The sequence below is a fragment of the Acinetobacter sp. 70_2 genome, from assembly GCF_056736115.1.
The window spans coordinates 1,166,054-1,187,329 of the sequence record NZ_JBWZIP010000015.1; the positions used below are offsets into that span (position 1 = coordinate 1,166,054).

The 21,276-nt window shown below is 37.9% G+C and carries 25 protein-coding genes; 3 read left to right on the top strand and 22 right to left on the bottom strand.

Annotated features, from left to right (window positions below; all coding sequences use genetic code 11):
• Nucleotides 1-4: 4 nt before the first annotated feature.
• The 4 genes from AC1PJ9_RS14460 to AC1PJ9_RS14475 form a co-directional block, all read right to left on the bottom strand.
• Nucleotides 5-301, bottom strand: a complete 297-nt coding sequence (locus AC1PJ9_RS14460; protein WP_311087648.1) for a hypothetical protein — start codon at nt 299-301, stop codon at nt 5-7.
• Between the two features lie 80 nt (nt 302-381).
• A complete protein-coding gene (locus AC1PJ9_RS14465) occupies nt 382-1,104 on the bottom strand; it encodes a phage antirepressor KilAC domain-containing protein (protein WP_311087649.1) in 723 nt (240 codons plus the stop codon).
• Entirely contained in the window at nt 1,101-1,256 is a 156-nt protein-coding gene (locus tag AC1PJ9_RS14470) for a toxin-antitoxin system HicB family antitoxin (RefSeq protein WP_311087650.1), read from the bottom strand. Before AC1PJ9_RS14470 ends, AC1PJ9_RS14465 begins: the two co-directional genes overlap by 4 nt.
• A gap of 194 nt (nt 1,257-1,450) precedes the next feature.
• Nucleotides 1,451-2,635 carry a hypothetical protein gene (locus AC1PJ9_RS14475; protein ID WP_311087651.1) on the bottom strand — a complete coding sequence of 395 codons (1,185 nt, stop codon included), beginning with the start codon at nt 2,633-2,635 and terminating at the stop codon, nt 1,451-1,453.
• A 277-nt stretch (nt 2,636-2,912) separates the two neighbouring features.
• Between AC1PJ9_RS14475 and AC1PJ9_RS14480 the strand changes: the two genes are divergently transcribed.
• From AC1PJ9_RS14480 to AC1PJ9_RS14490, 3 genes are all read left to right on the top strand, one after another.
• Entirely contained in the window at nt 2,913-4,991 is a 2,079-nt protein-coding gene (locus AC1PJ9_RS14480) for a 3'-5' exonuclease (protein WP_311087652.1), read from the top strand.
• 83 nt (nt 4,992-5,074) lie between these two features.
• Entirely contained in the window at nt 5,075-5,719 is a 645-nt protein-coding gene (locus AC1PJ9_RS14485) for a hypothetical protein (protein ID WP_311087653.1), read from the top strand.
• Nucleotides 5,720-5,852: 133 nt separating this feature from the next.
• Nucleotides 5,853-6,245 (top strand): hypothetical protein, encoded by a 393-nt coding sequence (locus tag AC1PJ9_RS14490; protein ID WP_311087654.1) that lies wholly within the window; start codon nt 5,853-5,855, stop codon nt 6,243-6,245.
• 118 nt (nt 6,246-6,363) lie between these two features.
• Here the strand turns inward: AC1PJ9_RS14490 and AC1PJ9_RS14495 are convergent, their stop codons facing one another.
• The 18 genes from AC1PJ9_RS14495 to AC1PJ9_RS14580 all read right to left on the bottom strand — a co-directional run bounded on the left by AC1PJ9_RS14495 (nt 6,364) and on the right by AC1PJ9_RS14580 (nt 21,272).
• Entirely contained in the window at nt 6,364-6,909 is a 546-nt protein-coding gene (locus AC1PJ9_RS14495) for a glycoside hydrolase family 108 protein (RefSeq protein ID WP_311087655.1), read from the bottom strand.
• 41 nt (nt 6,910-6,950) lie between these two features.
• Nucleotides 6,951-7,340, bottom strand: coding sequence for a hypothetical protein (locus tag AC1PJ9_RS14500; protein ID WP_199956863.1), 390 nt, complete (start codon nt 7,338-7,340; stop codon nt 6,951-6,953).
• Between the two features lie 64 nt (nt 7,341-7,404).
• A complete protein-coding gene (locus tag AC1PJ9_RS14505; protein WP_311087656.1) occupies nt 7,405-9,894 on the bottom strand; it encodes a phage tail protein in 2,490 nt (829 codons plus the stop codon).
• A complete protein-coding gene (locus AC1PJ9_RS14510; RefSeq protein WP_311087657.1) occupies nt 9,895-10,317 on the bottom strand; it encodes a C40 family peptidase in 423 nt (140 codons plus the stop codon).
• A 10-nt stretch (nt 10,318-10,327) separates the two neighbouring features.
• Nucleotides 10,328-11,065, bottom strand: coding sequence for a hypothetical protein (locus AC1PJ9_RS14515; protein ID WP_311087658.1), 738 nt, complete (start codon nt 11,063-11,065; stop codon nt 10,328-10,330).
• Nucleotides 11,065-12,861, bottom strand: coding sequence for a hypothetical protein (locus AC1PJ9_RS14520; RefSeq protein ID WP_311087659.1), 1,797 nt, complete (start codon nt 12,859-12,861; stop codon nt 11,065-11,067). The genes AC1PJ9_RS14515 and AC1PJ9_RS14520 overlap by 1 nt, the downstream gene beginning before the upstream one ends.
• A gap of 59 nt (nt 12,862-12,920) precedes the next feature.
• On the bottom strand, nt 12,921-13,778 hold the full coding sequence (locus tag AC1PJ9_RS14525; RefSeq protein ID WP_311087660.1) for a DUF2163 domain-containing protein: 858 nt from the start codon (nt 13,776-13,778) through the stop codon (nt 12,921-12,923).
• The gene (locus tag AC1PJ9_RS14530; RefSeq protein WP_311087661.1) at nt 13,775-14,428 is read right to left on the bottom strand and encodes a DUF2460 domain-containing protein; all 654 of its coding nucleotides are present in this window, start codon (nt 14,426-14,428) and stop codon (nt 13,775-13,777) included. Before AC1PJ9_RS14530 ends, AC1PJ9_RS14525 begins: the two co-directional genes overlap by 4 nt.
• 10 nt (nt 14,429-14,438) lie before the next feature.
• Nucleotides 14,439-17,474, bottom strand: a complete 3,036-nt coding sequence (locus AC1PJ9_RS14535; RefSeq protein WP_311087662.1) for a phage tail protein — start codon at nt 17,472-17,474, stop codon at nt 14,439-14,441.
• A gap of 100 nt (nt 17,475-17,574) precedes the next feature.
• Nucleotides 17,575-17,880 (bottom strand): TM2 domain-containing protein, encoded by a 306-nt coding sequence (locus AC1PJ9_RS14540; protein WP_311087663.1) that lies wholly within the window; start codon nt 17,878-17,880, stop codon nt 17,575-17,577.
• An 80-nt stretch (nt 17,881-17,960) separates the two neighbouring features.
• A complete protein-coding gene (locus tag AC1PJ9_RS14545; RefSeq protein WP_311087664.1) occupies nt 17,961-18,188 on the bottom strand; it encodes a hypothetical protein in 228 nt (75 codons plus the stop codon).
• Between the two features lie 35 nt (nt 18,189-18,223).
• Nucleotides 18,224-18,538 carry a hypothetical protein gene (locus tag AC1PJ9_RS14550; protein ID WP_311087665.1) on the bottom strand — a complete coding sequence of 105 codons (315 nt, stop codon included), beginning with the start codon at nt 18,536-18,538 and terminating at the stop codon, nt 18,224-18,226.
• Between the two features lie 6 nt (nt 18,539-18,544).
• The gene (locus tag AC1PJ9_RS14555) at nt 18,545-19,312 is read right to left on the bottom strand and encodes a hypothetical protein (RefSeq protein ID WP_311087666.1); all 768 of its coding nucleotides are present in this window, start codon (nt 19,310-19,312) and stop codon (nt 18,545-18,547) included.
• A 62-nt stretch (nt 19,313-19,374) separates the two neighbouring features.
• Nucleotides 19,375-19,818 (bottom strand): hypothetical protein, encoded by a 444-nt coding sequence (locus AC1PJ9_RS14560; protein ID WP_311087667.1) that lies wholly within the window; start codon nt 19,816-19,818, stop codon nt 19,375-19,377.
• Nucleotides 19,811-20,293: a hypothetical protein gene (locus AC1PJ9_RS14565; protein WP_311087668.1), complete on the bottom strand. Its 483-nt coding sequence runs from the start codon at nt 20,291-20,293 to the stop codon at nt 19,811-19,813. The genes AC1PJ9_RS14560 and AC1PJ9_RS14565 overlap by 8 nt, the downstream gene beginning before the upstream one ends.
• Nucleotides 20,294-20,300: 7 nt before the next feature.
• Nucleotides 20,301-20,492 carry a hypothetical protein gene (locus tag AC1PJ9_RS14570; protein ID WP_311087669.1) on the bottom strand — a complete coding sequence of 64 codons (192 nt, stop codon included), beginning with the start codon at nt 20,490-20,492 and terminating at the stop codon, nt 20,301-20,303.
• A 9-nt stretch (nt 20,493-20,501) separates the two neighbouring features.
• Nucleotides 20,502-20,885, bottom strand: coding sequence for a DUF4054 domain-containing protein (locus tag AC1PJ9_RS14575; RefSeq protein ID WP_311087670.1), 384 nt, complete (start codon nt 20,883-20,885; stop codon nt 20,502-20,504).
• Nucleotides 20,886-20,894: 9 nt separating this feature from the next.
• Nucleotides 20,895-21,272 (bottom strand): hypothetical protein, encoded by a 378-nt coding sequence (locus AC1PJ9_RS14580; RefSeq protein ID WP_311087671.1) that lies wholly within the window; start codon nt 21,270-21,272, stop codon nt 20,895-20,897.
• Nucleotides 21,273-21,276: the final 4 nt, after the last annotated feature.

Consider the following 21,276-nt stretch of genomic DNA (forward strand, 5'->3'; position numbering starts at 1 on the left):
CTATCTAGTTATCGTTACTATACTCTTTCTGGTATTTATTCTCTTGGGCTTTACTAAACTCCAAAGACTCATCAATTAACCCATCTGTGATATGGAAAAGACGATTGAACTCTTTAAAAACAGTTTCTGGAACGGAATAAACCTGTTTCAGATATTCTGTCGTCTTTTCATGTTTATTTTTAATCGCATCTACCATTGCAGCCAAATCAGCTACCTGTTCATATGCTAAAGCATAACCTTCAGCAACATCACTGGCATCGTAGACTTGATTTTTCTCCATCACTTGTACCATACTGCTCACTGTTAATACTCCTTGTGTTAGCAATCCAAAGCCCTTTGATTCCGCCAAGAATTATGTGAAGGGCTTTTTTATTGCCTAAATTATGCATTATTGTTTCCTAGAAGTTTTGAAAGCTTGGTTAAGCCCTTTGGTGTTACTCTCACCTGCTCTGTGATTTTGATCGTCCCATCAGGCAGCTGGATATCCTTTACTTTATGTTCTAAATATCCCGCTTTAATTTTCTCTTGATAAGCAACCCAATGTTTGCTGCCATTACGTTTGTAAATCCAGTCATTCATGTGAAGCCACTTATTAAATTTATGCGGTTCTTGTTGTAGGGCTTTAGCGGCATCAGTTAGGCACATACTTCCTTCTGCTGCAGCAATCCGGTCAAATGCTTCTACTGTAGGTTGCATAACTTCAACTTTATGCTCCAGTTCAATCACTTTTTCTGAATAGGTCAGTAAAGCATTACGTAAAAGATTTGGATCTGACAACAATTGCATTGGATCTAAAGGTTTTCCTACCTGAGCTTCAAGCTCTTGCCAGCGATCTACCAAACGAGCTGTAAATTCAGGACAAAGTTGAGCAACTACAATAATGCTGTCTCGTTTACCCTGTTCGCCTGTAAAGACAAAGACATCAGTATTATAAATACGGTTATTAATTACTTTTTGCACAATCACAGTCTGTGGATATGCAATAACACTTTTATCAACCAGCGTTTCAATAGTTCGTTTTACGCTGTCATGACGTGATTGAACAAGTTCGCTAATTTCTAAACTAGTCATTGATTGGGTCTGTAATGCAACTATTGCATTCATGCTTTGGCTCCTTCTTGGCTTATCAATAATTTGACTGCTTTATTGATTAAGTAATTCATTGAACGTTCATCAAGCTCTGCTTTCGCTTTTAATTCCTTGTGTAGTTCATCATTCAGACGAACTTTTACATATACAAATTCTTTCTGTTTCATCTTCTGATTACCTTAATTGAAAAAAGAAGTAGATATTTCTACAGATATCCAACTCTTTAAAAGGCTTAAAAATAAATAGTAGTGATTCATAAAAAAGCCTCATTGTTGGAATGAGGCTATTAAAACAAATAACATGAGGTGTCATACAAGTGACACTTTTAAATTAATTTGTGACACCTACATGTGCCACATAGCTAACCATTTGTCTTCTTTAAATTTTTATTAGTAATAGAAATTATTCTTTTTGCAAGATTACTCAAATAGTAAGTTTTAGTTGAACGGGTTTCATATCCTTTTTCGAACAAAAGTTGTTCAATTGATTTACTGTGTGATTCAACATACTTACCATTCATATAAATTTCTTCCCACAACTCAAAGGCTAATTTTAATTCTGGAGCATAATTAGGATGGTTTGAGTCAAGTGCAGGATGTGTTAATTGATTACTTTCTTCTTCCAATTTTTTAATAAGCTGTTGTGCTTGGATTAAATCTGTTTTTAGCTGTGCATTTTCTTTTAATAATTGATTAAATTTTGGTTGGTGAGTCTCAAGTGGAGGCTGTACTAATGTTGAATTTTTTATACTATATTTTTCACTTGATAACTCCATAGCAATATCTGTATTAAAATTTTGAATCGTAAGACCTCGACTCAAAAAATATTTTTGTAAAGATTCACGAGTAATTAGATCATCTATTAGTTCTAATTTTTTAACTAAGATCGCTCTTTCAATAGTTTTGACTGCTTGTGAATGCTCTGAGTAATGACTACTATAATTTAAATCCCCGCTATCAATTAAAGATTTCATTTTTATAGGATTATCTCCAGTTATAAGGCAAGCTGCTTCAATTATTGTGAATAAATCAGTTAAAAATAATGGCCGTAGGTGCGGCTCTGAATAATTGATAGTTGGATAAAGAATAGAAATCTTTTCTAAATCATTTTCAGCTTCTTTTATAAACTCATCAAAAGAAATAGAGTCAGATAGTTTAGGATCTTCTTGAGTCGTTTGATCTATATCTTCTAAATTATAAGAGGTCAATTTATTAAACTCATAATAAAAGTCCCACTTTTCTAATACATAATTATTAAAAATATTACTATCATCTAAATATAAATCTCCTCTCGCGATTTCTAATAACGTATAGTCAAAATCATTATTTCTATCACTAGGGTTTTTCTCAAATAAGCGCATAGGCTTACCATCATCCAATTGATATTGGTTATAAGCATGACATTTCTTAGCTATTGGTATTAATAATTCAGCTATCTCAAAATCCTTTTTGAGATCTGTCTTTTCTCTTATTTCTTCAAATATTTTCCGCATTGAAATGAATTCACAATTTTCATTTATTTTATCTTTTAATTTAATAGAAACCATAATATCACTTGCAATCTAAGAAGCTACTATCTAAAAGGTGAACTATACCTCAACTTGGGGCATTTGTGGGGTATCTTTTTAACCATAAGTTACTGTATTATTTTGCCGCTTAAGTAGGACTTGCTAATCAGAGAACTTAATCTGTCTACTGTTTTAAGTTTTATGCAGCTTAGAAGTTCAAGGTATTTTCGTTGAATACTAGATTCATTACTAAAAATTAAAACGAACTTACTTCAAAAAATAATTTCTGATTTAATGAATTCAAAGGAAAACAGCTATGGTTGATATGGTGCCTACTACACTAAATAATGTAGACAACACCACGCTAGGCGAAAGAAAAGTTTATAAATTTCTACAAGACTTGTTTGCCGATCAAGATGCTATCGTTTGGTACGAAACAGAGGCTTTGGGTCGTTATTCTGATTTTATACTTTGGCTCCCTACACATGGTTTATTGGCAATAGAAGTAAAAGATTGGTCGAAAAGTAATTTTAAAGAAGTTAACCCAACGCACTTTACAGGAACGTTTTATCGTAAAGATAAAGCTCATGCCGTTCCGAACCCTAGAGCTCAGGTTCGTACAGTTGCTATGAATCTTCGTAATAAATGTAAGATGAATGAATCTTTAATAGCAAAGAGTGGCTTCTATGAGGGTAACCCGCTTTTTCCTATTACCCATAGTGTTTTTTATACTAATATTTATCGTAGTGATGCAGCTGCATTAGGCTTATTGGAAGAAGGCATAAATGAGCAAAATAAGATTTTATTCAAAGATGAACTTGAATATGATCTTGAAAATAAAGATAGCCGAAAAGAATTGATTCGAAAAATTCATCTTCATTTTAAAGAATTTTTCTATTTTGAACCGCTTACTTACACTCAAGTAAAGACACTACGATATTTACTTTTTCCTGAGATTCGTATTAATACTTTTGAGAATGATGAACTTTTTGATGCTCAACCTCAGGAGTTAATGACTTTAGATATTCAACAAGAAATGATTGCCAAGAATATTGGTGCAGGTCATCGTATTTTAAAAGGTGTAGCTGGAAGCGGAAAATCTCTTGTTATAGCCTGCCGAGCTAAATATCTAAACTCTGTTTATCCAGACTGGAAAGTTCTAGTTGTCTGTTTTAACAATACATTATGCAATCATATCCAAAATATGATGAGTGAAAATGATGTTGAGAACTTGGAAATATCAACTTTTCATGGTTTAGTTAAGAAGATCACGAATGCTAATCTAAAAAAGTTAGATAACGAATCTCAAGACCAATATAATTTAAGAGTTGCAGAAATATTAAACTCATATGTCGAAAGCACAAATTTCTTGGAGAAATACGATGCTATCCTTATTGATGAAGGACAAGATTTTGCACAGGAATGGATACAATCTTTAGTAAAAATTTTAAACCCAGAAACTAATAGTATTTTATTCTGCTACGACCCAGCACAGAATATTTTTAATAGAAAAAGACCTAGTTGGAGATCTTTTGGTCTTGAAGTTCAAGGGAAAAAACCAACAGAGTTGATGCGTTGTTACCGCAATACTAAAGAAATTCTGGTCACTGCAAGAAGTTTCTTGAACAGTAAAAAATTAGACAGTTTAGTTGCTGAAGATGATTTTGATCGGGTACTAGATCCAGATACTGGTGAGTGCAAAGTAGGTATATTCCCTATCACCTATCAAAGCCAGAACTACCAAGAGACAATTGATCTAGTTGTTAAAAAGATAAAATATCTTGTTAACAAGGGCCATCCCCAAAACTCTATAGCGATTTTGATCGCTAGACATGAATCTCAAGAAAAATTAGATACTCTGCTTAAAAAGGCTTTTGAAGAGCATGCCTCCAATATTTCCTATAAGTTTATTATTACAAGCCATGATAAAAAGGCACTAAATTTAAAAGAACTAAATATTAAAATTCTAAATTTTGAATCTTCAAAAGGCTTGGAATTTGATCATGTGTTTTTGATTGGCTTAGAAAATATGCCAAGAATTACAGCAAAACTTATTAGAGATGAGGATACTGAACGCAAATTAACTTATGTGGCTATGACTAGAGCTAAAGAAAATCTGTATATGATTTCTCATAAAAATACAGGCTATTTCAGTGAAATCAACGAAATTATTAATAGTCTTAAACCTGAAACTGAAATTATTATCAAAAAAAATAAAGAAGCCGAGACTCCTACCGGTACAAATGCATACCAAGCTTGGACGGAAGATGAAGAAGTGAGATTGATTGATTCTTTTATGGAAGAAGGAAAAAGTGTTCAAGAAATCTCTAAGATACTAGAAAGAAGTTCTGGAGCCATCCGAGCAAGGCTTAAAAAGTTGAAACTGCTAGAATGATAATATTATCATTTTGAAATTATTAGTAAGGCTCGGATGATGGGTCTACAGATGATTCCTATTTTAGGAACAGTTGGTGATTAATGAACAGTAAGAAAGAAACCCTATTATCAGTTTTATTATGGGGTTTGGTTGTATATGCATTGGCATTGCTAATATATTGTACTTTTAAAAATTTTATTGGTGCTTCGGCAGATTCTATCTCTGCTTTTGGTTCTATTCTAGGCGCATGTGCCTCTATTTTTGCGGCATTTGTGGCTGCATATTTATTTAATGATTGGAGAGAAATCCATAATCAAACAACATATAAAGATATTTGTACTTCTATATTTAATACTCAAACAAAGTTGAATGTAAAATTAATTTCTATAAATGATAATTTTAGCAAGGCTAAAAATAATTATTTCATTCCTCCCAATAGTTACAACACCCTTAAAATAGCTGATCTTATTGAAAAAGATGTTCAGCAAGTGGGTGATTTAATGTCAGAACTGCTTTATCAAATTGTTTACTTAAAAAAACTGATTAAAAGTTTTAATAATCCTTCAGTAGATAAAATGAATGATTTACTTCTAGATTACATCACTCTAATGGATATAACGCGATATAAGGATATAAATGACCATATGTTGTTTCTAAAAATGGAAGCAGATTTGAAAAAAAGATGGGATGACATTGAAGGTGTTTTTTTAGATTTGTTAGCAAAACAAACTATATCAAAAATATAGAAAACCTATCTAATCAAGTCCTTATAGCTATTCTTTTAATGAGTTTTATTTAAAAGAATGAAATATTTTTCCATTTATATTATTTAATAATAGTAAATTTAAAAAATTAATTTTTTGTGAGTGAGTCAAAGATATGGAAATAAATTTTATAGATAAAAAAGAAAGAGAAATCATCATCTCATTAGTTGATAATGATATTAATGCTTTTTATAAAGATAAAAAAATTGGTGAAATATCATTTGATTATGTTGAAAAAGATCTTGGTTGTCGTGGCTATATAGAACATATAACACGCTTATATTACATGCATGTTGATTCTGGCTTTAGAAAAGCTGGTATTGCATCTAAAATGATTGAGTTAGCTGTAGAGTATCATGGTGATTTTCTTCGACCTAAATTAAATTCAGTAGGGGGAAGAGATAAGGAATGTTATGAGTATTATACACCCGAAGGCAAAGCTCTAATTGAATCATGTATTCGAAATAAAATTTTTAAAGATGATCTTGATGAAGGATTTGATGAATAAAATTATATATCCAATAGCCCTCCTTAGAGGGCTTTCATACATATACAAACATTTACAGACGTGTTTATTGTATGCGCTGTGCATCCTGAAAGTAGAATGCACAGCAAAATCAGAATTTTCATAGTGAAACGCGGTTTGAAATCCAACCGTAAAAGAATTGTTCTTGGCTTGGATTGCGCTCACAGATTTCGATGTAACGTTGGCCTTGCATGATATTTAACACTCGTACCAGAATTGTCTCGCCTTCCTTACCTCTTTTTGACAGATAAGTTTTAAGAGCATTTAGAGTAGCTGGCCCATAAATTCCATCTACCGTAAGATCTGGCCACCCTGCTTTGCCTTGGTTGTTAAGCAAGTTTAGTGCACGCTGTAAAAGAGGCTTAGCAAAGTTGGTACCACAATTCACGCCTGTATCTAAAAGCTCTTCAGCAACAGCTGAGCTAATCGAGTTCACCTGATCAAATCGCGGAGCTGTCCAGTACTGTTTCCGATAAATAGATTTAGCTACATCAAGCGGCAAATCTTTCATGTTGCCTTTGTAGCCATTTGCTCGAGCAACAGTATCAGTAATTCCGTACTTTGTTGCACCACCACGATCTGCCGGGTTATTAACATAACCACCTTCACGTTTGATTAACTCATCAAGATATTGTTCAATGTTCACTTCACTTTTCCTTAGACATAAAAAACCGCCCAAAGGCGGCATTAACTGTTCGTAATATCGTTTTTAGCTTTCTTAACTTCTTTAATTACTTCAATAATCGTCTTACCTTCCTGTTTGTTAATGAAATTAAAGATCCAGCGGACTAAAGCCCACCCGGGTAAACCACAAACAAAGAAGAATCCACCAAGTGCGATCATTCCCCAAATGTCTGTAATCCACTCATGAAGGCCCCACTTCACAATAATAAATGAACCACCCGCCAAACTTGATACAACCGTACAAATGAGTCCAACTGCCCATTCTTGTGGTGAGCGTGGCATACGTGTCATCAATACAACCGCAGCAACTAAAGCAACCGCTAAAGTCACCATAATTGCTGCCCCATAAAATTTTAATAATGCTGTTAAACCGCTAGTCGAAACTGGTTCCATGCCTTTTACTCCAGATCATGGCAATAAAAAAGCACCCTTTTGGGTGCTATGAAAATAATTTAAATTAAGCTTCAGAAGTACTTTGGGTAATCTGATTCGTATAATTCCAGACTGTATTTTCCCATACATCACGTACTGCGACACGAATGTAATATGGGGTTGTTGGTTGTAAGTCTCCAAAAGTAGTTGTTAAATCTGTGCCGGTCCACGTAGGCGGCATTTGTGTAGGATCAAAATTAGAAGTATTGCTTAACCAAACAGCATAGTCTTTGAGATCAGGAACTTCGCTAGGCATCCAATTCACTGTAATAGAATCTACCGTGGCAGCTGTATAAACATTTAGAAGTACTGGTGGCACAGGATTGCTGATACTCAACTCTGCAAAAGTACTAATTTGCTCTCCATTTTTACTAGCCACACGGATTGTATAGGCTCGGCCTATTCCATCCTGTTTGGCTTCTTCTATCGAATAGCTGTAATCAGTATTGGTCGTATTAACTTCACGGATCTTGACACCATTTGCCCATACTTGCACACGGTAACCGTCTGCACCAGTTGAACTTTGCCATTGGACTTTAAAGGTAGTACCAACAAACGGCGATTGAAGAGAAAGGCCTTTAACACCAGCTGGACGTCCACCAGTTAAGGTGTAACTATATGCTGTGACTTCATCTAAGGTTTGCTCCTTTCGCTCCAACCCATTAAAACTTGTGAACTTTAAGAAGATCTGTTTTTCTACGAAACCTTCATTGTATGGATATTTGAATATAGCTTTATCCAAACGAACAAATGGTTCACCTGCGTTATGAGACTGAGCATCCTCAAAACGTCCACGTAAAACGTCACTCAAGGTATACAGACCAGCCCCATTTAATGTGGCCACTTGATAATTAAAATACTCATCTCCAATTTTGCAAAGTGTCTGGTCCGCTTGAGCATCTGCTAAAGTACCGCTAAAAATCTGACTAGCCGTATTTAGTTCAACCTGTAAAGCTGTGTCATTAGCATTTATGGCCATTACGAGTTGCCCATAACGTGCGGATCCATAAATAGTGCCAATCATTTCATAGGTCGTATTATCAAGACTGGCCCAAACATTACAGCCACCCCAATTGATACCCCCAGATACAGCCACCCATACCTGATTATTTCCTTCAGTCAAAACTAAGGGTGGCTCAAAAATAATAGGTGCATTCACATTACCCGGCTCTTCATTACCACCTTGATAACCATTAGATGCTTGTGAATCATATTCAATGGCAGATCTTGAGCCTACGGCCAACTCTTCTGCAGTAATAGTTAATTCACCAACAGCATCTTCTTCTATACGAGTGATACGTACCGGAAATTGATATAGACCTAAAGCTTGATCAGTAATGGTGACAATATCCATCGGTTCTAACCGGCAGTACTTCCAGCCTAAAGTAAACTCATACTCATTACGCACATATAGCAATCGTTGTAAGCGAAGCTGTGCAGCATGACGGGCAATTTTAGGTTCACAAAAATAATGACTTTCTACTGGATCTTCTGTCCGCAAACCAAACATTTCAATATTTGCTTGGTCCTTGGCTTCAGTGGTTTCTGTGTTGTACTGATTGTATCGATTGATGTATTCAATCTGAACATGATTATAGGCATCAGTGTCACGACTACGGCGCACCCGTACTGGCTCATCATCGCCGATGAAGTCATCATCAGTTAAGTGATAAACAGGCGTAAGATCGGGAGTGAACGTAACACCATTACCAGTAATAGCAGAATCACCAAAGGATCTAATTTTTAAGCCATCTGGACTTGGTACCACTGCACAATTAACAGCCTCAACAATTTCATTAATTGTTTCGTAAGCTGGCCTTTGTTCTGTGAATGCTGGGCTAATTAAGAGATTGGCAGCACGGCAATAAGTGCGAAACTCTTCTAAATCGGCCATATTTAAATTAGGAGCTGCTCCATGCCGAGGATGCGTAATAAAGTCTTCAATCACATCTGCTGGATTGGCATCATCAATACTGTCTGATAGTGTAATAGTGCTAATCACTTCAAAATTATGATTTGAAAGACTGGCGCTATTTCCCATCTCATAATTCGCACATGCCACATATCCCAAATATGGATAATTAATTGCCTGTTCAGGATGTTTTGAAACTAGCCATCCCCACGGTGGATTATTATTGCCATCAAACAACTCAAACTTAAGCTGATCAATTGGATCTAAAGTAATGGATCCTTCTTGCTTTGGTATGTACTGCTCTTTATCAACCCAAATCAAGCCGATCTTCTTAATCTGGTTTTCACATAATCCCAGCATGAGAGAAGCGCTATAACTAAAGGTGGTGTTACTGGTTTTAGTACCACCACCTTTACCTCCAGACTTTTGAACCGTCGTATGAGGAGTCGCTGTGAAATCTCCATACCAGAACATATTCGCTGCTACACGCGTTTTTCCATATACCAATGGCTGGCAAAGACCATAAGCTGACTGCTGAATCCGCATAGAGTTAATACGGGTATCCGTTGTACTAATCGTAGTACCACCAAATAAACCACCCATTTATTTAAGCCTCTTCATACGAAAAAACCCAGCTATTCGCCGGGCTAAACTTCCTTTCGTTCCATCCTGAATAATGACTCCCTGATGGATATAACTATGAATGACCTGAGGCCACTCGATAACAATTGCACCATGACTGATACACTTTCCAAAGTGATATAAAACAATGTCACCAGGTTGTGGTGGACCTTCAACTGGATCACAAACACCTAATATGAGCTCCAAATAACGTTGCCCCATTTGATGCATGTGCCAGTCTGGAGGATATGGCCGAGGATCCAGATGATCCATGAGACCTACTTTTTCATAGACTTCACAGATTAAAGTGCCGCAATCTACACCAACACCCTTTACACGACCTTGATGGTGATATGGTGTACCGAGCCAAGTAAGAGCTTCTTGAACAGCTTGATGGTTTTTCACAATTCACCTTTTAAATTGTAATACCCTTCCGAGACATCCGTTCTTTAGTATCATTGTAATAACGCGTTAAATCTGAATAGCGATTAAGATTGTCTGAGACAAAGTCGTAGCAATTATATTTACCATCACCGATTTGTGCTTGCATTGTGTTCCCTATAGAAATTGGCAAGCCAGAATCAGTAAAGCTCTGTGCTTCAAGTTGACCTTTAAAAGTTTGATCTTCTGCAACAATGAAGTAATCAAGATGCTTGTTGTACTTATCAACAAAAGCTGAAACATAGATTGGCTTATTCAATGTTGTAAGAGAAACAACACCTATTGCTGATCCACCAAATAAGACTGTTAAATTTCGGTTCCCCGGCCCATTAACATAAAATGTAAAACCCAGAGTTGCCCCTGATGGGTTATTGAAGTTTCCAAGAAGCATTCCCAACAATGAAGGGAATTCTTTTACTGTAAAAACACCTGAAACAAAAAATCGAGAATCGTCAGGTGGTATAAATGCTGATGCTATTGCATTACCAACCGCACTATTCTCAAAATAAAGATGGTCAGAAGTTACATTAAATATTGAATTAGATTTAGGTACCAGTTTGTCAGAAAGATCATTCGAGTAAAGTGAACTCTCAAATGGAAAGTAGCGATATTCATAGTCTGTTGATGTATATAGTTTTGCAACATCTGCTTGATTTAAAGCTACTCGAGCATTTTGTGAAACAACGGGCAACTGAATAAAGATATTACTCATCAAATAATCTCACTAAGTGTTTGAATTGAAAAATGCGGGCAAATGTAATGCATGTGTTTGGTAGTACCTGCCACAACACAAGTGTCAGTACATGAATCGCGTAGATTGCCACTAGCCCCTTTGAATAAAGCTAATGAAGTAGATAAATAATCGATTGCGTAATTAACAGTTACTGATGAACTGCTTGGAACTGAGCTCAAAACGAGAACAACTGTATCGCCGTTTTCAATATAGATATCAGAAGTTAAAATTTCAGTTGCACCATCAAACACAGCAAAGCCATGCTGAAATGTTTCAGCTAAGTTGACTTTATCTAGAACAAGGGGTGTATGGGGCACATTAAACTTAACTTTAACCACATTACCTTTAATCGTTGCACTTCTTGGCATAATAGCGCGCGGCTTGATTTTGTCATGGACTGCTTGTTTATATGCCCGTCCATAATATGCACCAAGCCATTTGTATCCGACTTCTGAAAGATGAATATTGTCAAATGCGGGCGGGAATGCGTAAGTCGGAGCAATGAAGTAAAACTTGTCTGATGTTTGACACGCTTGTAATAAAGCTAAAGCAACAGCAGGCCTTTTATAAATAAATGTGCTGTGCTGATATGTAAACATCAAAACTGGGCTTGTTTGTCCGGTTATTGCTTTAATGTCCGCTTCAGCATCTGAGTGAAATTGAATTAAAGCTGAGTAATGAACTGGCTGTGTGCTATCAGCACTAGCTTCCCCCTGAGCCCAATTTATTACGTGTAAGGCTAAATCTGGATTTAGGTTTTTAGCACCCGTTACATGATTTATAAATTGGCTGTTATACCATTCCGAACCTTTTGAAAGTTGTTGAATCGTATAACCACCATGACCAGCAGTACTCGCAAAAATTATGTGGTCCTCTGGCCTCACCCCATTTTCTTTATAAGCTGCAAGAGTCGCGTAATTCGCAGCACCAGAGCATATAGTTTCACCAGATCTAATTTCACCATCCGGAGTCGGTTTAACAGCATCTTCGACTAATGGCTTTAAACCCGTAAAATCACCATTATTACCACGGACTCCGCTTGCATAAGTGATATTAAAAAATGGTTGAGATGTTGAAAGAACTATATTTTGACCGACACCAGTAGTAAGAGACTGGCCATAAGCCAAAATCATATTTACCATTTTTTTTGGCAACTCAAACGGCAAAGGCTCATCTTTTGGTGTCCCTACCGGTTCTGGAAACAATCCAACTAGAGAGTCCTTCGCTGCATCATAGCCAAGAATCATTTTATGTAATGCATCGAGTACTAGTGGATATTGATTTGCACCCAAGTACAACCGCAAGGAATGCATTAACTTCGGATCAAGAATACCGTTACCAAAAATTTGATTTGTTTTATTATTAAAACCAAGAAGAACTTTATTTGCTTGCTCGCCAACGATTGGATAAAGCCAAGGAATTGTATTTGAGCTAAAGAAAGAAAAATTTCTGAATTGATGTTTACTTTCAACATTGCTTGCTGAAACTGAAAATTTATTTGCTTGATCTAAGTCACTTAATTCAGTTTCAAACCAATAATTTCCATTCGGCGAACCTACTGGCTTATTCCATAACCAGACCTTTCCAGTATCTAAGGCCTTTGCAAAGCTTAAACTTTGTTCTGGCCGTGAAGCTTTTAATAAAGCTGTTGTTGCGTAGGTAGGACTTAGACTTTCAACATACTTGAGAAAGTCTACAATAATTCCCAAATTGAGTTTGAACTGTTGCTCTGTTACCGATGGATCTATAAAAGAGCCTTTATCAGGAATTGCCATAATATTTTTCCAAATAAAAAACCCTGCAAATTGCAGGGCTTTATCTATGAATGAAATAATTAAATTGAAGTTTCAGGAACCGGTACAAATGGCGCACCACGAAAACGAGTACGGTTGTTAAATCGATTAGTACACGTATCAAGTCGCTTATCACAACCTGGATAAACACGGATTGCTTCGCCAATTTCAGGCATTTTTAGAAGGGGTAAAGTTAAGAGCAATGAACCAGCTTCATGTAAGCGGATAGTACGTTTAATCCCAACATTTACACCTTCTAAAAACTCAATAACGCCTTGTGTGAACCATCCCTGAGGTTGGTTTAAATCACAAAGAATGCGGTTAGGCGTGCTGTTAACTCCAATAGTCGTATTTACAGCAAAATCTGTGCTCAATAAGCCACACGCACTATCAAACAAAGTATTCAAGCAACCTGGTGTATATAGGTTTCTTGGCATCTGAAGCTTTAAGTTATCAACGTCAGAAACCACACTGGCATTAATGACATTGCGGTCAAGCTCAGGCTCTACAATTCGCCCATCGAATAAAACCAAAGCTCCGGCACTTGTATCAGTTGGTGTATTCATATCCATGAAAATACGTTCCAGCTTAAACCGTGCTCCATCTAGAATTCCATTATGAAAAGCTTGAGCTACTGGTACGTCGCCAAATTTAGTGCTTTCATTTGTCTCAATGGTGATAGATAAATTGTCGACTTCAATCCCTAAAGAAAGGCTTATTCCTTCTCGGCTAATGATTGGACCATCAGCACGAAACTCTTTGCCTTGAACTATTAAATTAAAGTCATAACTTGTATAGCGATACTCTATACCCTGAATAGTCGTAATAGTGTAGAGATCGGCCATGATGAACTGATCAGCATCTAACAATGCTATAAGCTGAGGTGAAGCTTGTCTCATAACTTATTTCCTAATGATCCGATAAACTCAACCTTCCCTGCCTTCCACAATTTGTTCATGAAATTTACATATTGCTGGGTGTCATCTTTAAAACGACAACGGTAATAAAAAGTACCTGTAACTGTTACTTCAATACCTTCTTCAATAGGTTGTGATAGTAAATATTTACCGTCACTGCTTACTTGAGCTGAAGCGGTATTCCACATCAGTTTTTCTTGGTTTGAATTCCACATCTGCTTAACAGGTGCTTGATTCCACATGTTAGGATCAATCTCACCAAGGATTTGCTCTTCTGTATTTCCTAAAGGAAATTTACTTGTATAAATATCCTTGTATATCTGGAAAGCTGTAGTGGTCCCATCCCCCACAAAAGAGCAACTAAATTCATTATCATCTGGCATCTTATAAAGAAATGAATCAAATGCCCCTCGACGTTCTAAATAAAAACCGTGAAGTTGCTGGAATTCATTCCTTCCTTTATTTTCCCGAAGGAAAGCATAAGACAACGAAATTTCATATTTAGGTGAGGCCTGAAAGCTTGCTCGAAGCTCTCGGCCGTTAATAGAAGTCATGATCTTTGTATTGAACATGGGAGTAATCGAGGTATCCCATTCAAGGCCGGGTAATTCTGGAAATAAAACGTTTGACACTTCTCCCTCCTTACTTACCATTCTTACCAAATCCACGGGCATAGCTTTGTAGTCCACCAGCAACAGCACGGCCATTATTCTTAAACAATCGCTGAATGCTTTTGGCATCGATTGCACTAATGTTAATTGTCGGTCCAGCGCCTCCACCCTCAACTGCTACGGCTGCTCCAAAGCTTGCTCCACTACGTAAAGCTTTACCCATCTCACGGATGGTATTTGCATGTTGCGAAGGTAAAACCATTTCGTCTTCATGAAGTTGAGTGACAGGATTCACACCGGATGGAATGTCGTAACCGCCTCGAGCAGATTTGATCTTGCCAGCAAGACCAGCAACCAAGCCAAAGGCCGCAGCACCGGCACCAACGGCGAGAACTGGACCAATGTATGGAATGGCAACCATGGCTTTAAATGCGCCTGCCATTGCCTCCCATGCTGACATCATGATTCCTTTGATAGCTTCAGCAGCTTTTAAACCTAAACGAGCTAAACCACCTGCAGCAGTAACACCGGTTCGTGTTGCTTCCCCTGCGATTGTTGCACCTGTTTGTGCAGCCTGACCCGAAGCCTCAGCCGCGGTTTCTGCCCCAACAAACCCAAGCTTTCGCGCTAGCTTAATGGCTTGTATTCTGAGCCAGCCTTGTAGTTCCTTTGTGGCCGATTGCAATGCAAATGCCCCCATATCGGCTAGAACAGCTTTAGTAGCATTACTCCAAGTCAGAGTACCATTCATTAGTGATTGGATGCCCTGATCCCAAAGGCTAGAAAGTCGAGAAGTGAACCCGCCAAACTTAGCTTCAAAGTCTTTCATTTCCGCATCACTGATTAAACCCATAGACTTAGTGCCAGAAACTTTCTGATCTGTCTCTAAATCCGAAATCTTGTTCGTGATTTGGTTTTGATTTCCTTGCTTGCCTGTAATGCCTGTTTGCTCATTTTCCAGAGCTAAACGTTCTAATAGACCTTGACGCTTTATTTCGCGTAACTGATCTACGAGCTGCTTCTCTAGTTGAACTTTACGAACATTTGAAATCTTCTTGGCATCAAATTCAGCTTGGATCCGTGCTGCTTCAATTTCATAAAGGCGCTGTGCTTGCTGTTGATAATTGTCTATCTGTTCTTCACGAGCTTTTTTGTATTCCTCAAACTCTTTTGAACGTATTGCAATGATCTTGTCTGAGGCATCCTTTTCAGCTTTGACTTTGGCAGCGGCTTTTTCAGCTTCAGACATTTTAGATTTTTCAATTTCATCCAATGCCTTTTGAAGGTCTAAAGCAACTTTCTTTTCTTCGGATGCATATTTATATCGAATATCAGCTAGTGCTTTAGCTTCTTGTTCCGCCTTACGTTGATGCTCTTTAGCCTCTTGATCCGCTTTGGACTTATGCCCCTTTGAACCACCTTTCTTATCTTTTTCTCCTTTACCAATACCAAGTTTTGTATTTGGTGGAGGTGCACCTAATGATAATTTTGGTGGTTTTGGAGCGCCCATAGGAGTGGAAGGATCCTTAAAAACGTAATTGGTAATCTTTTGATTACCTGCAGTCGTTACATCAAGTATTCGTTTACCAGCTGTAACGAGAGAATTGGCCGCTGTTGCTGCACCATTATTCCAAGTGTTTTTAAGGTCCAGCATCCGACCTTTCATTTGATTTGTATATCGTTCAGTAATTCCACCTAATTGTGATAGGCCTCCTTCCCACGCTGCCTTAGCACCTGAAAAATTAAAGTGAAGGATATTATTTACTACACTACCAAATGCCTGAAATTTCACTTGAAGCACATCAAGGCCATATTGAATAGTATTACGGACCATATCAAAACCAGTCATGAGTCCATTAAATGCAATGATTAAGGCTTGGCATACAGTAACCACAACGGCGCGAATAATTGCAAATGCAGATTGAATTGCCACTTGTAGACCAGTTGCAACAATTCCTAAAGCTCTTAAAGCTACAGACACTGCATCCATAAAACCAATTTGTGAAACAGAACCATCTCCAATATCACTAGTCAAATCTTTCCAGATCTCACCAATTGTATTGAAGATATCACCCACAATACTAAAGAGGTTTTCAAGAATTCCTATGATAGACTTAATCGAATCATCAATTCCTTCTTTTGATTCAACGGCAAAACCCAAAAATCTATTAGCCAGATCATTTAATGCTGGGGCAGCTTGAGCAGCTATACGTGTTAAAACACCTTGTAAGGTTGATTGGATAGTCTCTAGCGATGTATTAAATTCTTTAGTTGCAGCAATAGCATCATCACTCATGATTACGCCTAGATCATGTGCTTGTTTTGCATACTCCTTTAATTTTTGACCATTGTTATCTAATAAGGGAGCTAATAAGGTTGCGTCGTTTGCAATTGCTTCCATATAAAAAGTCATTTCAGCTTGTGAGACATTAGCCTTCTGTAAAGTCTGATAATACTTTTCAAGAATCTGAGGACCTGATAAACCCTGAAACTCCTTTGCAGTAACATTAACTTTTGGAGCAATTTTTTCAAAGAAGTCGGCCATTTCTCCGCCGCCAGTTTGCATAAAATCGCCAAATTTATCGTTTACATCCTTCATGATGTCCGAAAGCTTATCTTGCTCTACATTTACTTTCTTTGCTGCAAATGCCCATTCTTGAAACTGTCTAGTATTCGCATTTGCTAAACGAGCTTGGATTTCTAATTCTTTTGAAGCTTTACCCACAGCAGATACAAGATCTGGAATTGCTGCCACGCCATCAGCCACACTTCTTGCAATTTCCTGACCTATCCCAAGAAAAAACCCACCTTTAATTAGCGAGAATCCGCCAGTTAAAGAATCTTTAATATCATTTCCAACATTCTTAAACTTATCTGAAATATTATTGGCAAACTTATTAAGCTCTGATCGCACACTAGTTAGATCAATTTTAAGATCAATACCTTGACTGGTATTTTCAATTTTCTTTGAAGAATCTGATACTATTTTTTCTGCATCTTTCATCCCCTCTTTTAGTTCAGAGGTCTTGGCACCGACATGAACTTCAACACGGTTATTACTTGCCATAACTTCCTCACAGGCATAAAAAAGCCCCTTTGAAGGGGCTAGAGAAATAAAAAAAGCCTTGCAGTTGCAAGGCTTTAAAAAGTTAATTATGGCAAATTAATTAGCCATATTTTTTTGCAAAATCTTCATCTGAGCTGCAAAGATAAAGGATACCTTCAATAAAAGCGATAAGAGCTGGAATAAAGGTCCAACAGAAAATGAGATATAAAATTCCTTGGCCAACTCTTCCCAAATAAAATTTATGAGCCCCAAACCCACCTAGAAGCAAAGCAAATACGCCAGCAGCTACCTTACTTTTTCGCCCAGTGATTCTAACATCTTGCTGTCTTACACCACATTTAGGGCAAATTTCTGCACGAACATCAATTTGTTGGCCACAGGCATAACAAAATTTTGTTTGAGTCATAATTTCACCAATTATTATAAAGTGCGTACAATTTAACAAACTGGTTACTTAATGTCACATTAATATTTTTCAGGGCGGCCCTAACCACCCTGCGGGAAACTTTCTAACACTTCTAGCATATCGTCCTCTTCATCATCTGAAACGGTAATAGCTTGCGGAGTTTCTTCGATACCCATGAAAGCTTCTAAAATACGACAAAGGCGTTGTATTCCTATAGGTGCGGGAGGGTTACTTTGCTGATACGCACTTAATGCTCTTAATCTGGGTAGATCCATTTCATCACGTACATAGTCGTAATCTTTACCCATTGTCAGCACTAAATGCGTGTACAGCTCCTCCCAATCTATTCCCCCGAGCCACCTGCAGCGCTGTTATCATTTCCTTTAAGACCAGACACAGACATTACTGCTTCCATGACTTCTGTTAGCTGATCCATATAAATCATCTCAGAAACATCATTACGTGTGATATCCGGGTAATTGCGCTTAAGCGACTTAAACGCAACATCAATCACAGTACCCACATCATCGGGCTTAAATGCTTGAAGAGCTGGCAATAACTTTTCAACCGCACCAAGTGACAAAGGAGCAAATACAAATGGCTGACTATCAATAATAATTGTAGAGCCACGCGGGTTTTCAACTTGCTTAAATTGCATTTGGTATTACTCCGATAAATCGATTTTGAAAACACGGTTAAGATCATCTGCCATAGGCTGGAATTCAAACTCAGGAATATCGTAATCATCCTGTTTTGAACTGAATCCAAGCTTATTACTGGTACAGCGGTAAAAATTCATGTGCATGAACTTGCCTTTGTAGTCACGTTGCAGGTCAACGGCAAACTCTGGCGTATAGCCCATATCTAGGTTTGATACAGTGATTGACTTAGCACCGGCTACCATTGCTGAATAACGGAAGTTAATAAATACCGTTTTACCTGCATCGGCAGCAGCAAATGTATAAGCACCGGTTGCTGCATCTACACTGTATTGTCCGGTTGCTGGCGCTGAAGCAACACGTTTAAGTGGGATTGCTTTCGCATCTGTTACACCTAGATCCTTTACATATGTACCGCTGTTAGGAACAACCGGTGTAACAGTACCATCAGCCGGAATCACTTCACCGTTAATGGTTTGGGAGACTGTTTCGATTCCACCCTCAGCAACAACGCCACCAAAGAAAATGGAATTAAGTAAGGTGCCGTTAATTCGCCCGAAAGAAGCTTTACATTTAATGGTACCTTTACCACGCGCAGCATCCACGGCAAATTGACCACGACCAAAAAGCTCTTTTAAGTCATAGCTAATATCTACACCAACTGATTGCATCACGCCTACTTCAACTGGTGTGGGATTACTAATCGGTTGCCCGTATACATCTTGAATAGGTGTAGCAAAGATCTTGCCAGCACCAAATAAATACTGAGCCATTTATTTTGACCTCTCTAAAATGACAAAACCGCCATCGAGGCGGTCATAAAATGAATGTTTTGTTAATTGGTTGTGAGGATCCGGATAGGGATAATTGCAATCGCCTGATCATCCAGCATGTTTTCTACTGCTTCATATACTTCTATTGTTCCCTCGATCCAGCAGTGCTCTACCAAACCATCTAAGGTTTGATATTCGCTAAATTCTGGATGATCTGGCTGAATAGCTTCACGTACACGATCGATGAATATATTCATCTGCGATGATGGAGGCTTTGTAGTGTCCGATTCATGAATATAGAGATAAACCTCAGCAGCTAGTTCAATTTTTGAATCTAAACCATGTACCGGGACTTCTTGCTGATTACCTTGTGTAATAAACATGGCTGGGCGCTGTTCTGGTGTTACATGGTTAAAGTGACGTAAACGGCGACTTACCGTAATCAATCCCTCTACCCTTGTGCTTAACCTTTCAAACAACGCCTGATAGATTGCTTCGCTATCCACCTGCTATACCTCGCTGAATTGCTGCATCAATATTTTTCGGCACAATCTTGGCCACGATATCCAGTGAATCACGCATGAACCGCAATTCTCTAAAACGAACATTCCTTGAATGGGCCTTAATATTGACCTGAACAGGTGAAATTGGTCGGCCAAATGCCTGCTTAATTGTTCTTAAATGTGCTTTAACACCCAATGCTCCATTTAGACCAAACTCATGTGCAGGGGCATAAGGCACTAAAGCACCTCCTGCACCCACAGTTCCCCCTATGGAATCCTTATCCTCATCCACTTTTGATGAAACGGATCCACGCAAGCGGCCTGACTGAACTTTAAGTCGTTGCCCACTTAACATGTCTTCCTGAACAATCCGCTGTAAGCGCAAAGTAAGAGCGTTAATCGTGCGTCTTATTTCAAACTTAACGCGATTATTCATCTCATCAAAATTTACCTGAGCATCAACACGATAATCGCTCATAGCTTAACTACTCTTTAGCAGAGGCTGTAGATTTCTTTGGTTCAACCACTTCGACAAAACGCTCAAAACCTAAGGGTTTTAAAATATGAATAATGTCATTCTCAAATTCTAAAACGCCGTTTTTGATATCTAGGTTTTGCCCAGCAATAACGAGTTTAGTTGGCTTGTAACCTTCTGGTGCCTGATACTTAAAAGGCATAGGATTCTCCTATACAACAAAAGCACCAACGCCTAAACGGTTAGGGTTGGTGCCTTCATTATCAATTGGAATTGAATTTTTTAACGCAAGGTAACGCTGGCCATACATGCTGAGATCATAAAAAGCTTCTTTCGATGATCGTGAATAATTGACACTTTGGCCCGCAATTGTCATGCTTGAGGCGGTACCAAAAGCTGCGCCATTGCCGCTTGAGATACCTACTTTAAGGATATGTGCTGCATATAGACCTACAGCACGTTCCTTTAATGCCCCGAACTCAATTTGAGAAACAATCAGATCCGCTTCTTCTAAAGCATCCTGAATTCTTGCATCTGGCAAAGACATTAAACTCGAATCAGTCGAGAACTTTTCACGAAACGTTTGTACGACCATATGTCTACCTTATTCCTTAGCCTGAGCTAACTTAGCTTGTAGCTGCTCAAGTGTTTCATCATCACTGAACGTTACTTCAAGCTCTGTTAATTCAGCTTTGACGGCGGCTAAAGCAGCTTCATCAGTGGCCTTTTGCTGCTCACCTGCTGTATCGTTTTGCTTGCCGCCTTTACCACCACGACCACCAGTTTTACCTGTGGCTTTTGACTCATCATCTGGGATTTCCTGAACTTCGAGCTCACCTTTTTCAACGAGTGATTTAAAGGCCATACCTTTAGATATACGTGTGAGATCCGCGGCACTAACTTGCACAGTTTGTCCCTGACCGACCTGAATTCCATCAAAAGAAAAAGCGGCCTGAGAGCCGCTGTAAGTAATTTTTGGCATGTTT

Excerpts from the sequence above, each read along its gene's own strand:
- AC1PJ9_RS14505 (WP_311087656.1), bottom strand. The coding sequence starts at position 9,894 with ATGGGTGGTTTATTTGGTGGTACTACGATTAGTACAACGGATACCCGT.
- AC1PJ9_RS14550 (WP_311087665.1), bottom strand. The coding sequence starts at position 18,538 with ATGCAATTTAAGCAAGTTGAAAACCCGCGTGGCTCTACAATTATTATT.
- AC1PJ9_RS14475 (WP_311087651.1), bottom strand. The coding sequence starts at position 2,635 with ATGGTTTCTATTAAATTAAAAGATAAAATAAATGAAAATTGTGAATTC.
- AC1PJ9_RS14525 (WP_311087660.1), bottom strand. The coding sequence starts at position 13,778 with ATGAGACAAGCTTCACCTCAGCTTATAGCATTGTTAGATGCTGATCAG.
- AC1PJ9_RS14555 (WP_311087666.1), bottom strand. The coding sequence starts at position 19,312 with ATGGCTCAGTATTTATTTGGTGCTGGCAAGATCTTTGCTACACCTATT.
- AC1PJ9_RS14570 (WP_311087669.1), bottom strand. The coding sequence starts at position 20,492 with ATGCCTTTTAAGTATCAGGCACCAGAAGGTTACAAGCCAACTAAACTC.
- AC1PJ9_RS14535 (WP_311087662.1), bottom strand. The coding sequence starts at position 17,474 with ATGGCAAGTAATAACCGTGTTGAAGTTCATGTCGGTGCCAAGACCTCT.
- AC1PJ9_RS14520 (WP_311087659.1), bottom strand. The coding sequence starts at position 12,861 with ATGGCAATTCCTGATAAAGGCTCTTTTATAGATCCATCGGTAACAGAG.
- AC1PJ9_RS14515 (WP_311087658.1), bottom strand. The coding sequence starts at position 11,065 with ATGAGTAATATCTTTATTCAGTTGCCCGTTGTTTCACAAAATGCTCGA.
- AC1PJ9_RS14500 (WP_199956863.1), bottom strand. The coding sequence starts at position 7,340 with ATGGAACCAGTTTCGACTAGCGGTTTAACAGCATTATTAAAATTTTAT.
- AC1PJ9_RS14485 (WP_311087653.1), top strand. The coding sequence starts at position 5,075 with ATGAACAGTAAGAAAGAAACCCTATTATCAGTTTTATTATGGGGTTTG.
- AC1PJ9_RS14575 (WP_311087670.1), bottom strand. The coding sequence starts at position 20,885 with ATGGTCGTACAAACGTTTCGTGAAAAGTTCTCGACTGATTCGAGTTTA.
- AC1PJ9_RS14490 (WP_311087654.1), top strand. The coding sequence starts at position 5,853 with ATGGAAATAAATTTTATAGATAAAAAAGAAAGAGAAATCATCATCTCA.
- AC1PJ9_RS14565 (WP_311087668.1), bottom strand. The coding sequence starts at position 20,293 with ATGAGCGATTATCGTGTTGATGCTCAGGTAAATTTTGATGAGATGAAT.
- AC1PJ9_RS14545 (WP_311087664.1), bottom strand. The coding sequence starts at position 18,188 with ATGGGTAAAGATTACGACTATGTACGTGATGAAATGGATCTACCCAGA.
- AC1PJ9_RS14540 (WP_311087663.1), bottom strand. The coding sequence starts at position 17,880 with ATGACTCAAACAAAATTTTGTTATGCCTGTGGCCAACAAATTGATGTT.
- AC1PJ9_RS14480 (WP_311087652.1), top strand. The coding sequence starts at position 2,913 with ATGGTTGATATGGTGCCTACTACACTAAATAATGTAGACAACACCACG.
- AC1PJ9_RS14580 (WP_311087671.1), bottom strand. The coding sequence starts at position 21,272 with ATGCCAAAAATTACTTACAGCGGCTCTCAGGCCGCTTTTTCTTTTGAT.
- AC1PJ9_RS14470 (WP_311087650.1), bottom strand. The coding sequence starts at position 1,256 with ATGAAACAGAAAGAATTTGTATATGTAAAAGTTCGTCTGAATGATGAA.
- AC1PJ9_RS14465 (WP_311087649.1), bottom strand. The coding sequence starts at position 1,104 with ATGAATGCAATAGTTGCATTACAGACCCAATCAATGACTAGTTTAGAA.